General features: G+C 39.5%; 11 protein-coding genes. All 11 read left to right on the top strand.

Features of this window, described 5'->3' with window-relative positions:
• The first annotated feature begins 6 nt into the window (after positions 1 to 6).
• The 11 genes from hutU (at position 7) to LQ188_RS07450 (ending at position 12,940) form a co-directional block, all read left to right on the top strand.
• Positions 7 to 1,683 carry a urocanate hydratase gene (gene hutU / locus LQ188_RS07500; RefSeq protein ID WP_101221822.1) on the top strand — a complete coding sequence of 559 codons (1,677 nt, stop codon included), beginning with the start codon at positions 7 to 9 and terminating at the stop codon, positions 1,681 to 1,683.
• Entirely contained in the window at positions 1,680 to 2,978 is a 1,299-nt protein-coding gene (hutI, locus tag LQ188_RS07495; RefSeq protein WP_230176447.1) for an imidazolonepropionase, read from the top strand. The genes hutU and hutI overlap by 4 nt, the downstream gene beginning before the upstream one ends.
• Before the next feature lie 227 nt (positions 2,979 to 3,205).
• Complete coding sequence (locus LQ188_RS07490; protein WP_202190547.1) at positions 3,206 to 3,358, top strand: hypothetical protein; 153 nt, start codon at positions 3,206 to 3,208, stop codon at positions 3,356 to 3,358.
• 211 nt (positions 3,359 to 3,569) lie between these two features.
• Positions 3,570 to 4,955, top strand: coding sequence for an MFS transporter (locus tag LQ188_RS07485; protein ID WP_101221824.1), 1,386 nt, complete (start codon positions 3,570 to 3,572; stop codon positions 4,953 to 4,955).
• An 83-nt stretch (positions 4,956 to 5,038) separates the two neighbouring features.
• Positions 5,039 to 6,598, top strand: coding sequence for a histidine ammonia-lyase (gene hutH, locus LQ188_RS07480; protein ID WP_230176446.1), 1,560 nt, complete (start codon positions 5,039 to 5,041; stop codon positions 6,596 to 6,598).
• Between the two features lie 94 nt (positions 6,599 to 6,692).
• Positions 6,693 to 7,820 carry an N-methyl-L-tryptophan oxidase gene (solA, locus tag LQ188_RS07475; protein ID WP_230176445.1) on the top strand — a complete coding sequence of 376 codons (1,128 nt, stop codon included), beginning with the start codon at positions 6,693 to 6,695 and terminating at the stop codon, positions 7,818 to 7,820.
• Positions 7,821 to 8,276: 456 nt separating this feature from the next.
• Positions 8,277 to 9,038, top strand: coding sequence for a 5-oxoprolinase subunit PxpA (locus LQ188_RS07470; protein ID WP_101221826.1), 762 nt, complete (start codon positions 8,277 to 8,279; stop codon positions 9,036 to 9,038).
• Between the two features lie 119 nt (positions 9,039 to 9,157).
• Positions 9,158 to 10,297, top strand: a complete 1,140-nt coding sequence (locus LQ188_RS07465) for an NRAMP family divalent metal transporter (protein WP_094246674.1) — start codon at positions 9,158 to 9,160, stop codon at positions 10,295 to 10,297.
• Between the two features lie 79 nt (positions 10,298 to 10,376).
• Positions 10,377 to 11,168, top strand: coding sequence for a putative hydro-lyase (locus LQ188_RS07460; RefSeq protein ID WP_230176444.1), 792 nt, complete (start codon positions 10,377 to 10,379; stop codon positions 11,166 to 11,168).
• Between the two features lie 27 nt (positions 11,169 to 11,195).
• Positions 11,196 to 11,954 (top strand): 5-oxoprolinase subunit PxpB, encoded by a 759-nt coding sequence (gene pxpB / locus LQ188_RS07455; RefSeq protein ID WP_063233465.1) that lies wholly within the window; start codon positions 11,196 to 11,198, stop codon positions 11,952 to 11,954.
• Positions 11,951 to 12,940, top strand: coding sequence for a biotin-dependent carboxyltransferase family protein (locus LQ188_RS07450; RefSeq protein WP_101221828.1), 990 nt, complete (start codon positions 11,951 to 11,953; stop codon positions 12,938 to 12,940). Before pxpB ends, LQ188_RS07450 begins: the two co-directional genes overlap by 4 nt.
• Positions 12,941 to 13,636 lie beyond the last annotated feature (696 nt).

The raw sequence follows: 13,636 nt of genomic DNA, 5'->3' as shown, positions 1-13,636 counted from the left end.
TGAAAAATGAACACGATTACAAACAAGGTTATCCGTTATACAGGAACAGAATTGCATACTAAAGGATGGCAACAAGAAGCAGTGCTTAGAATGCTGATGAATAATTTGGATCCTGAAGTTGCTGAACGTCCAGAAGATTTGGTGGTATACGGAGGGATTGGGAAAGCAGCTCGTAACTGGGAATGCTTTGATGCAATCGTCAAATCACTAAAAGAGCTTGAAGAAGATGAAACTTTACTTGTCCAATCAGGGAAACCGGTGGCAATTTTTAAAACGCATTCTGATGCACCACGTGTCCTGCTTGCAAATTCAAATATCGTCCCTGCATACGCGAACTGGGAAACATTCCATGAACTTGATAAAAAGGGATTGATGATGTATGGGCAAATGACAGCAGGCAGCTGGATATATATCGGATCTCAAGGGATCGTACAAGGTACATACGAGACCTTTGCCGAGCTTGCAAAACAACATTTCAATAACTCGTTAAAAGGCACCATAACTTTAACGGCAGGTTTAGGCGGAATGGGAGGGGCACAGCCGCTAGCAGTTACGATGAACGGTGGTGTCTGTATCGGGATCGATGTAGATGAGACAAGAATTGACAGGAGGATCGAGACTCGTTATACCGATGTGAAAACGGATTCATTGGATGAAGCCATTCGTTTAGCCAATGAAGCTAAACTTGCAGGTAAAGCATTATCGATTGGTTTGATTGGGAATGCTTCAGATATTCTTCCGGAAATGATTGCAAGGAACTTCATTCCTGATGTCTTGACGGATCAGACTTCGGCCCATGATCCGCTAAATGGATATACTCCTTCAGGCTTGTCAATGGTGGAGGCTGCAGAATTACGGAATGCAAATCCAGAAGAGTATATTAAACTCTCTAAAGCTTCAATGGCCAAACATGTAAGAGCGATGCTTGAAATGATGGAAAAAGGAGCTGTGACGTTTGATTATGGCAACAATATCCGTCAAGTTGCGAAAGATGAAGGGGTAGAGAATGCTTTTGACTTCCCGGGCTTCGTTCCAGCTTATATCCGTCCACAATTCTGTGAAGGTAAAGGTCCTTTCCGCTGGGTGGCTTTATCTGGTGATCCAGAAGATATTTATAAAACAGATCAAGCCATTTTACGTGAATTCGCTGATAATGAACATTTATGTAACTGGATTAGAATGGCTCAGGAAAAAATTCAGTTCCAAGGTCTGCCTTCCCGCATCTGCTGGCTTGGTTATGGGGAGCGCGCCCGTTTTGGTAAAATTCTCAATGATATGGTTGCAAGCGGTGAATTGAAGGCCCCGATCGTTATTGGCCGTGACCATTTGGATTCTGGCTCTGTCGCTTCGCCGAATCGTGAAACGGAAGCCATGAAGGATGGTTCCGATGTAGTGGCCGACTGGCCGATCTTAAATGCAATGGTGAATGCAGTGGGCGGTGCAACCTGGGTTTCCGTACATCATGGCGGTGGCGTAGGAATGGGTTACTCCATGCATGCAGGCGTTGTAATTGTGGCAGACGGAACAAAAGAAGCAGCGGCCAGGATTGAGAGAGTTTTGACAACGGACCCTGGGATGGGTGTAGTGCGTCATGTTGACGCAGGGTATGAACTGGCAGAGGAAACAGCCCGTGAAAGAGGTATTAATATCCCGATGCTTGATAAAGGAATTGATAAACAATGACAAAACCAATTTGGATAAAACATGCCGCTCAACTTGCAACGCTTACCTCTGATAAGAAAGGTCCTCGTTCCAAAGAGGCAATGTCAGAGCTTGGGTTGATTGAAGATGGAAGTATATGGATGGAATCTGGTTTGATCCAAGCGATTGGTACGACCAAAGAATTGGTAGAACTCTATGCAGATAGAATGCATGAAGCTGAAGTCTTTGATGCAACTGGACATTTGGTGACACCTGGGTTAGTTGATCCACATACGCATGTTGTATATGGCGGGAGTCGGGAACGTGAATTTGAAATGCGTCTTGAAGGCGCAACATATATGGACATTATGAACGCAGGTGGGGGCATTCATGCTACCACCCGAATGACAAGGGAAGCAAGTGAAGAAGAATTGATGGAGCAAACCATGCGACGACTTGATTCGTTTCTCGCTCATGGCGTGACTACAGTAGAAGGTAAAAGCGGCTATGGAATGAATTTGGAAACCGAATTAAAGCAGTTGCGGGTGATGAAGAAGCTACAGGAAGAGCATCCGATTGATCTAGTTCCTACTTTTATGGGAGCCCATGCGGTTCCAAAGGATTATAAAGGCCGCGAGGATGAATTTGTCGATCATCTGATTAATGATATGCTTCCAATCGTCTCTGAAGAAAAGCTTGCAGAATTCAATGATGTCTTTTGTGAAAAAGGGGTTTTTACCCCTGAACAATCAGAGCGGATTTTAAAGGCGGGTAAAAAGTACGGCTTGATCCCTAAAATTCATGCTGATGAAATTGAGCCTTACGGTGGAGCTGAATTAGCTGCGAAGATCGGAGCCATTTCAGCTGAGCATTTGTTAAAAGCTTCCGATGAGGGGATAACTGCCATGGCGAAGTCAGGCACCATTGCCTGCTTGCTTCCAGCCACTGCCTTGTATTTACGAGAAGAAGCGGCCCCTGGACGACGAATGGTTGATGAAGGTGTGGCTGTTGCCATTTCAACCGATTGCAATCCCGGATCTTCACCGACGACATCCATGCCGCTTGTCATGAATCTGGCATGCATTTCGATGCGGCTTACCCCTGCAGAAGCTCTGACGGCGGCGACATACAATGCTGCTTGTGCAATCAACAGACAAGAAAGGGTCGGATCCCTTGAAGTCGGAAAACAAGCGGATGTCGTTTTATGGAATGTTGAAAACTATCAGGAGTTGCAATATCTATTTGGTGTCAATCACGTTAAGTCTGTATGGAAAAATGGTGTGCAAGTAGTGAATGATAAAGTGAATACTGATTCCAAAAGCCTGACGGGCCTTTAAAAATCACTATTCTCAATATATGTCTTCCCATTCCATCCACTGAAAAATTCAGGGGATGGAATGGGCTTTTAGAAGTATTCAACAAATGTATAGGTGCTGAATAGTAGGATGATGATCTATCATCCTACCCAATTTCAGCATTAAACACTTTAACACTTTACAGTGAAATTAAATGAAAGTGTTTTAAGGAATTCGTGGAAATGAATCTTCCATGTGGAGGGAATTTTATGTGGATAATCACTATCCATTCGAAAAATGGCATAAAAATGTTTGAGTTTACCAAAGAAAAGGAAGCTAGGGAAAAATTCGAGGTAATGGAAGGCTGTAAAATACTTAGTGAAGTCATTTATTTCAATGATAAACAATTGATCGAATCTTAAACTATATTTTCATATATTAAATAGAAATTAAAAGGCAGAATGATTTGATATAGTTTATAAAAAGAGTATTATTTCATAATATTTTTCGCTGAATTTTTTTATAGTATTAAGATTAATCAATCCATTCAAAGACAGGGTCACTACTGGAGTTTTACAGGAAGAGTGTTTTTTTGATCTATATATCTATAAACCAAAAAATGGAGGGGATTCTTTGAACGAACAAAAATTCACTATTGACGATGCCCCATTTAATAGGTTTCATTTTCGAATTGCAGGACTTACATTCGGTTCCAGCTTTTGTGATGGCTATTCTTTAGGGATCATTGCGATGGCCCTGACAGTATTCGGGCCTCAAATGAATATGAATTCAATGTGGACAGGGCTGATTGGCAGCTCTGCTTTAATCGGTCTGTTTGCGGGATCTTTAATACTTGGAAGACTTTCTGACCGTGTTGGCAGACAGAAAATCTTTCTCGTAAACTTTTTACTTATCACGGTAGCTACTATTTTACAATTTTTTGTTAGCAGCCCAGAACAGCTTTTTATTTTACGGTTGCTGATTGGATTCGGACTTGGAGGAGATTACGCTGTCGGTACGACTTTGCTTGCCGAGTTTTCACCAAAAAAGTATCGCTCCTCGCTCCTAGCGTCTATAAACGTAGTATGGACGCTAGGATATGTAGCATCAAACTTTGTTGGTCATTACCTGGGACAGGTTGGTTCAGATTCATGGCGTTGGATGCTTGTCAGCGCTGCCATTCCGGCTATTGTGGTTTTAATCTTAAGAATAGGAACGCCTGAATCACCAAGATGGCTTGTAAGCATGGGGCGTGTCGAAGAAGCTCGCCAGATTGTAAAAAAACACCTTGGATCGAACGTTGAAATGGGAGAAACGACGACTGGCATAGAAAATCAAAAGACTCTGGGGTTTCGTGGACTTTTCAGTAAAAGGCTTCGTAAGCGTTTGGCTTTTGGTGGAATATTCAAATTGACTCTTGTTATTCCGTACTTTGCAATTTACACTTTCCTGCCTTCCATACTTAGTACAATGGGTTTTGAACAGAACTTTTTTGCGGATACAATGTTAAATCTATTCTTGCTTGTTGGGGCAATTGTTGGTCTTTGGCTGCTTGCAAAATTTTCTCGCAGAGGATTTACCATCGGGGCTTTCACGATCCTTTCCGTATCATTGTTTTCACTCAGCTTCTTGCACAATGGTTCTCAATTCTTAATGTTGTTAGCCTTCTTGATCTTTACTTTTTTCATGTCAGCGGCATCGAACCTTACATTAGTTTACCCGGCAGAGCTTTTTCCAACTGAGATCCGTGGTTCGGGAATAGGTATGGTTACGGCAATTAGTCGGATTGGTTCTGCAATTGGAACATTTCTGCTGCCTGTTTCTTTAAGTTCTTTTGGATTAAGTGCCTCAATGGCAGGAATGGCAGCCATCCTACTGGTCGGCTTGATCGTATCGATCGCCTGGGCACCTGAAACGAAGAATCTCTCATTACATGAAGCAAGTGACCCTTTGCTTGAAGCGGAGAGTTCTCCGAAGGGAACCGCAATTCCCTTTACAGAAAATGAAAAAATAACATAAGATTAGCTTCCAGCAAATAAATGATGAGAAGGACAAAACTTTTTTCTCCTTCTTGATGAGTCATATGAGAGGTGATGTATAAGATGACAACTACCGATTGTTTACATCCTATGGATATTAAAGAGGTTGTACTAGGAGATGATGCCATCTCAATCCAAGAGGTAATTGCGGTTGCAAGATATGGTGCAAAAGTTACTTTCACTGAGGCCTATCGTGAAAGGGTGGATAAATCACGAAGCTTAATAGACAAGTTTTTAGATGATAATAGATTGATTTACGGTGTAACGACAGGTTTTGGCAGTAATATGACGGAGGTGATTTCTCCACTTGACGCCGAAACCCTTCAACGGAATATTGTTCGTTCACATGCCGTATCTGTTGGGGAAACTCTTGAAAAAGAAGTCGTAAGAGCCATTCAATTGATGATCCTCGTGAATTTAGGCCAAGGTTATTCAGGGGTCCGTTTACAAGTTTTAAACCTTATCGCTTCAATGTTAAATCACGATATACTTCCCTATGTTCCAGGTGATGGGTCAGTGGGGTATCTTTCTCCTGAAGCCCACATGGCCTTAGTGGTGATTGGTGAGGGGAAGGCATGGTATAAAGGTGAGCTCATACCTGGCATGGAAGCTTTAGAGAAAGCTGGATTAGCACCTGTTACATTGGGTGCTAAAGAAGGATTGGCACTTACAAGCGGGACTACTTCCGTTACTGCGATTGCTGTCCTGGCTTTATACAATAGCATGCAAGCCGCGAAAACCGCCGACATTACGGGAGCAATGTCTTTAGAAGTGCTAAAAGGTACAATAAAAGCATTTGATCCCCGTCCCCACGCATTGAAAAAACATGAGGAACAGGCTAAGACAGCCAGGAATGTTACAAGGATTCTTGAAGGCAGCCAAATCATTGAAACTTACAAGGAACATAGATTACAAGATGCACTTAGCCTACGATGCATTCCACAAGTCCATGGAGCCATAAAAAAAGTTTTGAAGGACGCTGCTGTTTCGATCGAGAATGAAATGAACTCTGTAAGTGACAATCCTCTGATTTTTCCGGAAGAGGAAGATGGAATTGCCCTGATGGCGGGGAATTTTGATGGTTCATTTGTTGGGATTTATACGGATGCGATTTCCATCGCGTTAGCAAACCTAGCAAAAATAACAGAACGCAGAATAGATCGGCTTGTAAACCATCACCTTAGTGAATTACCTAATTTCTTAGTGGTTAATCCAGGTTTAAATAGTGGCTACATGATTCCGCAATATACAGCCGCCGGGCTATTGAATGAAATCAGGGTGCTCTCGCATCCAGCCACAATAGATAATATCCCTACCTGCGCAAATCAAGAAGACGTGATAAGTTTTGCCTATTTCGCTGCGAAGAAAGCCTATCGGATTTCGAAGAAACTTGAATATATTTTAGCTATCGAACTGATGACGGCAACCCAAGCAATGGATTTTCATCTGGCCTTGAAACCGTCATCGGTCACGGAAGGGGTATATCATTTAGTTCGGAGCGAAGTCCCGATGGTTGAAGAAGACCGCTTTTTCCATCCTGACATTGAAGCGATATATAGGCAAATTCATGAAGGGGAAATAGTGAAGTTCGTTGAAACGGCAATCGGGGAAATAGAGTTCTAAAACTATGTGGAAGCTGTTTTACTTTATTAAATAAGGTAAAATGGCTTCCCTTTTTTAAAATGAAGGATCATATTTAAAGGAGGAGGGATGAAAGATGCATTATGATGTAATTGTAATTGGAGCTGGATCTATGGGAATGTCTTCAGGTTATTATCTATCAAAAAATGGACAAAAAGTATTAGTATTGGATTCCTTTGCTCCTCCTCATAATAAGGGCAGCCATCACGGGGAGACAAGAATTATTAGACATGCTTATGGTGAAGGCAGGGAGTATATTTCTTTGGCACTTAAATCCCAAGAGCTATGGGGTGAGTTGGAAAGAAATTCGGGGAAACAATTATTTCTTCCAACGGGGGTCCTGAATGCTGGTAGCGAAAATTCCACTTTCATTAAGCAAGTGATAGCGGGTTCAAACGAATATGGGTTACCTATGAAAATCTTGGATTACCATGAAATTCATGATAGATGGCCTGGAATAACACTGCCGGAAGACTACATTGGATGCTATGAATCGACTTCGGGCGTATTGAAAAGTGAAGAGTGCTTAAGAGCGTATCAACAACTTGCGAAATATCATGGTGCCGACATCAGGGTAAACAGTGAAGTTAAGAAGATAGTTGTTCATGGGGATGGGGTCACGATTAAAACGGATGAACAGACATTCCACTCAGAATCTTTAGTGGTTGCAGTTGGGGCGTGGGCACCGAAAATCTTGGCGATGTTAGATTTGAATTTGCCGCTGGAACCAATCAGAAAAACATTTGCATGGTTTCATGCAAATGAAAGATTATATAATCATAATGAGTTTCCGGCTTTTTCTTTTGATACTTCAGTTGGTACATACTATGGCTTTCCTAGTATAAATGGTTCTGGAATGAAAGTAGGGAGACATGATGGGGGAACCCGTATAAATCCTGATGGCTTTATTGAAGGTTTTGGTGAATTGAATGAAGATGAGGGAGATTTGGTGAAGTTTTTGCGGAAATATATGCCTGCTGATCAAAAATTGAAATATGGGAAAACTTGCATCTACACCATGACCCCTGATGAGCATTTTATAGTGGATAAACATCCTTATTATCCACACATTGCCATAGCAGCAGGTTTCTCTGGACATGGTTTTAAATTCAGCAGTGTAATGGGGGAAATTTTGAGTGACTTGATTATCTCCGGTACGAGCAAGGAGGATATTTCATTGTTTTCTATTAATCGATTTAATTAAAGACTTGAAAAAAATATTTCGCCATCGAGATGAAAATACAAAATCACAAGTTTAACTTGAACCTGCATATAGAATGAAAATCAAAGTCGTTGATTCCTTATCATAGGAATCAACGACTTTTTTTATCAGCAAAAAAAGGTTTAGTATATGTTTTTGCCGGTTTATTGATATTACATCTATGTACATAATCTTCTGTTTAATCAAAGATAATAGTAGAAGAAAACATCAATGATATTCAAGATAAATGAAAAAATACAAAAACATATGTTAGGTTAGCTAACAATTATATTGTCGAAATAAAAAAAACATGCTAGAATAAGAATATTCCGAAATATGAAACACTAATTCCGAATTTCGGAATTTTATGAAATTTAATGAAAGTGAAATACTTATTTTTTTATCTACATATTTATAGGTTTTATTGTTCGAAATTTCTGTAAATAGGAGGAATGTACAATGAATACAGTTGATTTGAATTGTGATTTAGGAGAGAGCTTTGGCACATATCGAATTGGAAATGATGCAGAGATTTTGGATTATGTAACATCTGTCAATGTTGCTTGTGGATTTCATGCTGGCGATCCGACCGTTATGAGAAAAACGGTTCAGCTTGCTTTAGAGAAAGAAGTAAAAATAGGAGCCCACCCAGGTTTCCAGGATTTAATAGGTTTTGGCAGACGCAATATGAATATTTCACCACAGGAAGCTTATGATATTGTTGTCTATCAAATTGGTGCATTAAATGGCTTTTTGCAATCTGAAGGCGGTAATATGCAACATGTTAAACCACATGGTGCTTTGTACAATATGGCGGCAAAGAATAAAGAGTTGTCTCTTGCCATAGCTGAAGCTGTATACAAAATTAATCCTGAGCTCATTTTATTTGGCTTGTCGGGCAGTGAATTAATACGTGCTGGACAGACCATTGGATTACAAACGGCTTGTGAAGTGTTTGCGGATCGGACATATCAACAAGATGGTTCATTGACTTCTCGTATGAAAGCGCATGCAATGATAGAAAATGATGAAGATGCTGTTGCACAAGTAATTCGAATGGTTAAAGAAGGAAAGGTTTTGTCACAGCAAGGAACTGATGTAGCTTTAAAGGCAGATACAATTTGTATTCATGGGGACGGAGCACATGCTTTAACCTTTGCTCGTCATGTAAAAAAATCCTTAGAAATATCTGAAATTACAGTTAAGTCTATTTCTAAATAAAATCACAAACATCTAGGAGGCAGATTCCATTGGAGCAAATCAAGAATTCAACTGACCCGAAAAAAAATCATTCTAAGCCAAAAACTAACAGGACCTTATTGCTAGGTGCAGCATTTCTTATGGCAACATCAGCCATAGGACCAGGTTTTTTAATGCAGACAACTGTTTATACCCAAAGTCTTGCAGCAAGTTTTGGGTTTGTTATCCTTATTTCAGTTATTCTTGATATTTTTGCACAAACAAATGTATGGCGCATTATTGCTGTATCTGAAAAACGAGGACAAGAGATTGCAAACATGGTTCTTCCAGGACTAGGTTATGTTCTAGCGGCACTCATAGTTATGGGGGGGCTAGCATTTAATATAGGGAACATCGCAGGAGCTGGACTTGGTCTAAATGCGATGATTGGAATTTCCCCAACAACTGGAGCAGCAATTAGTGCAGTTATTGCAGTATTAATATTTGTAGTAAAAGAAGCAGGAAAAGCGATGGACCGCTTTACACAAATTGCAGGCTTTTTTATGATCTGTTTGATGATATATGTTGCATGGACAACTTCTCCTCCAGTTGGAGAAGCAGTAGTGAAGACATTTGCACCTGATAAGATTGATATTATCGCAATCGTTACATTAGTTGGGGGATCTGTGGGTGGCTATATTACATTTGCTGGCGGTCATCGTCTATTGGATGCAGGAGTGAAAGGTGTCGGAGCACTGCCACAAGTAACAAAGAGTTCAGTAATGGGTATTTTAATAACCACAGTTATGCGAGTTGCATTATTTTTAGCAGTTCTAGGTGTTGTATCTAAAGGCTTGCAAATTGATTCAGAAAACCCTGCGGCATCCGTTTTTCAACTTGCTGCTGGAAATGTAGGCTATAAAATGTTTGGTATTGTTATGTGGGCTGCAGCAATCACATCAGTAGTTGGTGCTGCATATACTTCTGTTTCGTTTATCAGAACATTCAGCGAAAAAATAAATAAAAAGGCTAACTGGATTATCATTGGCTTTATAGTCGTATCGACCATTTGCTTTCTATTAATTGGTCAACCGGTTAAAGTACTGCTTGTAGTAGGGGCAATTAATGGTCTGATTTTACCAATTGCACTTGGTACACTTTTAATTGCGGCATATAAGAAGAATATTGTGGGTGATTATAAACATCCTTTATGGTTGACGATATCCGGTGTATTTGTGGTAATCATCATGGCGTTAATGGGCGTATATACATTAATGAAACAACTGCCCGCTCTTTTTTAATGATACATCAATAAAACGGGGTGGAAGTGGCGTGCTAGTTTGTCACTGACTCCCAGTTCTTAATAGGAGATGAATATTAATGATCGATCTTTCTCAAGCTACCCCGGCTGAATTGCGCGCAATGATCCGCAACAATGAATTGATTAAGCCAACTGCTGGAATGGCAAACGGATATGCACAAGCAAACTTGGCCATCTTAAAAAAAGAGCATGCTTTTGATTTTTTATTGTTTTGTCAGCGTAATCCTAAGTCTTGTCCACTTCTAGACGTAACAGAAATTGGTTCTCCTATTCCTAAATTTGCTGCACAGTCTGGTGATATACGTACAGATATTCCAAAATACCGGATATATAAATATGGTAAATTAATGGAAGAAGTAACGGATATTTCAGATTATTGGGAAGATGATATGGTTGGGTTTTTAATCGGTTGCAGCTTTACATTTGAACATGCCCTTTTAAACAACGATATTTCCATTCGTCATATTGAAGAGAACTGTAATGTACCGATGTATAAAACGAATATTTCATGTGTTGAAGCAGGGATATTTCACGGGAAAATGGTAGCGAGCATGCGTCCGATTCCTCAGAAAGATGTGGTGCGAGCGGCTCAAGTTACATCGCGTTTTCCTGCTGTTCATGGTGGCCCAATCCATATTGGAGATCCGGAGGCGATTGGTGTTTCTAACATACAGCAACCTGATTTTGGTGATGCAGTAACGATTCGTGAAGGAGAAATGCCGGTCTTCTGGGCTTGTGGAGTAACGCCTCAATCTATCGCAATGGAAACAAAACCGGCGATTATGATTACGCATGCACCAGGACATATGTTTATAACGGACATTCGTGATGAAAAATTAGGCGTTTTATAATATTACTAACAGAAAGAGTTGAGTTCTATGCCGGAAAAGCTTTTGAATAAAACTACATGCATACTGTCTCCCTTAGGCGATTCCGCAATCGTGATTACATTTGGGAATGAAATTAAATACGACATTCACAAAAAAATTAAAATGTTTATGGATTTGCTTGAAGATGAACCTTTTGTTGGATTTATAGAATGTGTGCCGGCTTTTACAAATTTGACAGTTTTTTATGATCCTCTAGTTATCTATAAGAAACAAAAACAAAGCAATAATGATGAATTTATTTCTCCATATGAAGTGGTTCGTTCTATCATGGAAAGGAAACTACAGTGGTTAAAAGAAGATAAAAAGCTGACACATCGAACTGTTTCAATTCCTGTATGTTATGGGGGGGAATATGGCCCGGATTTGGAATATGTAGCTCGTTATAATAATTTAACTACTGATGAAGTCATCCATATTCATTCAAATGGTGAGTACTTAGCCTATATGATTGGATTTGCTCCAGGTTTTCCGTTTCTCGGTGGACTATCAGAAAAAATTGCAACACCTAGACGATCTTCTCCTAGAATGACCATACCAACAGGAGCAGTTGGAATTGCAGGTATGCAAACGGGTGTATATCCAATATCTACGCCTGGAGGGTGGCAATTAATTGGACAAACGCCAACCAAACTATTCTTACCAGATGTAAATCCTCCAAGCCTATTACAAGCAGGAGACATTGTGAAATTCCATCCAATTTCTAATCAAGAGTATAATGAAATTATTCTTAAGGAGGGGTTACAGTGAGCCTGCGTGTAATCAAACCGGGATTATTAACTAGTATTCAGGATCTTGGAAGAAAAGGGTTTCAGCAACATGGAGTGATTGTAAGCGGCGCAATGGATGCATATTCCCTAAGAATTGCCAATATGTTAGTTGGCAATAAAGAAGGTGAAGCGGCCATGGAAATTACGTTAATGGGTCCGACTCTTAAAATAGAAAAAAATTGCTTGATCGCGATAACAGGTGGAAATTTATCACCTACTATTGACAGTCAAGCTGTTCCAATGTGGAAGCCTGTTTATGTAAAAAAAGGCTCTATTCTTCGATTCGTGGGATGTAAATCAGGTTGTAGGACTTATTTGTCTGTAGCGGGAGGATACGCTATTTCTACAGTTATGAATAGTAAAAGTACATATCTAAGAGGGGAAATTGGGGGCTATAAGGGAAGAGCATTAAAAGTAGATGATGTTGTGGATTTTAATGAAACTTCTACGATTCTAGATAACCGGGAGTTTAAAGAAGCGTTTATCGCTCCAAAGTGGTTTGTCAATGAAAAGGAGTTTATGCCAAGTCGCATGCCAGTTATTCGTTTCATAGATGGAAGCCAGTACGATTATTTTACGGACTCTAGTAAAGTTAGTTTTGCAGAGAATTTGTTTAAAGTTTCAAACCAATCTGATCGTATGGGCTATAGAATATCAGGTCCTTTGTTAGAGTTACAGGATAAAAGTGAGCTATTGTCTGAAGCAGTAACTAACGGGTCTGTTCAAGTTCCTCCTGATGGAAACCCTATCATTCTTCTTGCGGATAGCCAAACAACGGGAGGGTATCCTAAGATAGCTCAAGTGATTACTGCAGATTTACCATTAATTGCTCAGGTCAAACCAGGGGAAGCTATTCAATTTTCACGAGTAACCTTAAAAGAAGCCGAGCAGCATTTCCTTCAAAAAGAACAACAATTAAAAGATTTAAAGGTTTCGATTTCATTAGCTCTAAAAAACAGCATGTAATATAGTTACTTCATCAAGAAGTAACAAAAGGAAGAGAGTACTCTTATTAAAAGGGTACTTTCTTTTTTGTTCATAAATAATAAGTGAAAGATGGAGCCTCTATTTATTTTCTCAAGGCAGTTTTTCAAATAAATTGTTGCTTTATTTTACCTTAATACTTGATGGCTGATGTGACTCCAACAAGTATTTTCTTTAATGACTGTATCAAGAATTACTTTATCTTGCGTTTAAGCTTAGTATTAACCGTTGAATTTCTATGTGGATTTTTATCGCTCCTATCTGATTAAATGTTTCGATCTATCAGAATTCTCTATCCCATTTTACTATGTATGTGCAGTTCTTCTTTCAGTAAATAAAAATCTTGAATACTAATATCTTTTTTATGAGATTATGTCTCAATAATTTCTCCTCTATATACTTATTTTCATTAAAAAACATTTGTTTTCGGTAATCGATTTTATCATATGCAAAGACTGCAAAAACAACAAACATCCCTTAATCATACTAACATCTAGAAAAACTTCTATCAGCATTTCCTACATTGCAAAATAAAATATAAAAACTGGAAAAGAGAAAACTTGAACATTGAAATATAGTACAGGCAGTTCTGCACATCAGAACTGTTTTTTTTATTTTAAAAGATAGGGGAATTTTCACCTTAGGATAGGGAAGTCCCCCGATATGGAAAAATCGGGG

Origin of the sequence: Peribacillus sp. Bi134, assembly GCF_918698065.1 — a bacterium.
In the GTDB taxonomy this organism is placed as follows: domain Bacteria; phylum Bacillota; class Bacilli; order Bacillales; family DSM-1321; genus Peribacillus.
The sequence above is the reverse complement of the archived record's forward strand: the minus strand, read 5'-3'. Positions and strand labels throughout refer to the sequence as shown.